The organism is Bacillus sp. HY001 (assembly GCF_007558965.1).
Classification (GTDB): Bacteria; Bacillota; Bacilli; order Bacillales; family Bacillaceae_G; genus Bacillus_A; species Bacillus_A mobilis.
This window is the reverse complement of the sequence record NZ_VLTE01000282.1, coordinates 1-793: the sequence shown is the minus strand read 5'-3', so window position 1 is coordinate 793 and position 793 is coordinate 1. Positions and strand designations below refer to the sequence as shown.

At 32.8% G+C, this 793-nt stretch carries 1 protein-coding gene; it reads right to left on the bottom strand.

The genetic code is table 11. The features are described from left to right. Positions 1-793, bottom strand: a 793-nt coding sequence (locus tag FOT98_RS31310) for an IS200/IS605 family accessory protein TnpB-related protein (RefSeq protein ID WP_144291262.1), incomplete at both ends; no start/stop codon positions are given.

Genomic DNA, 793 nt, shown 5'->3' with positions numbered 1-793 from the left:
TGCTTCATGAACGCTAATACCGAAATTTTTACTGTATTTTAATTTTCCAATCACACTTGTATAAGCGGGGTTTACTGTTTTAACAGAAAATCCGTTACGAAGAGCCATACGAATTAAACTGTTCAACATCTTTTTATACGTAAATTGATGGAAATTACGATTACTGTATTCATCAGTATCATGAGATTGTTGAAACTTTAAATCTTCTAAAACAATTCCACCTACATTGTTTTCCAACAACCATGTTTTAATTTGTTGTACGATTTGTCCAATTATCGTGGCGCGTTTGTTTGTTGAAAACGTATTCAGATTGTGTAGATAAAAAATTTTTGAACCTTTAAAATTACCTTGTTTTGTACATAAACTAACTGCAATACGGTCCGGATTTACATCAATTCCTGCAATTACATCTGATTGTGGTGTTTCCTTGAAATTTAGTACACGACCTATTTCTGTTTCATCAAACGTAATATTCACATAAAATTCATTTTGTTTACGAATGATTTCTACACTATATTTTTGATGCTCTATAATCGGTTTTCCTTTTGGATTTACACCGAGTTGCTTTCCCATAACGACATTTGTGATTTGATGATAAAAATGATATGGAATGATAATCGGAACTTTGATTCGTGGGCTTTTTGCTTTTTCATTTGTTCGCCCTAATGGATTTGCAATTTCTAACCATCCTTGCGCACAGTCATCAACTGTAATGCGCATGTTCAAATTCCCTTTTTTGCTTTTATCTCCACGAGAATATAATTGTCGTGTCCGCAAATCTTTCCATTCTTGA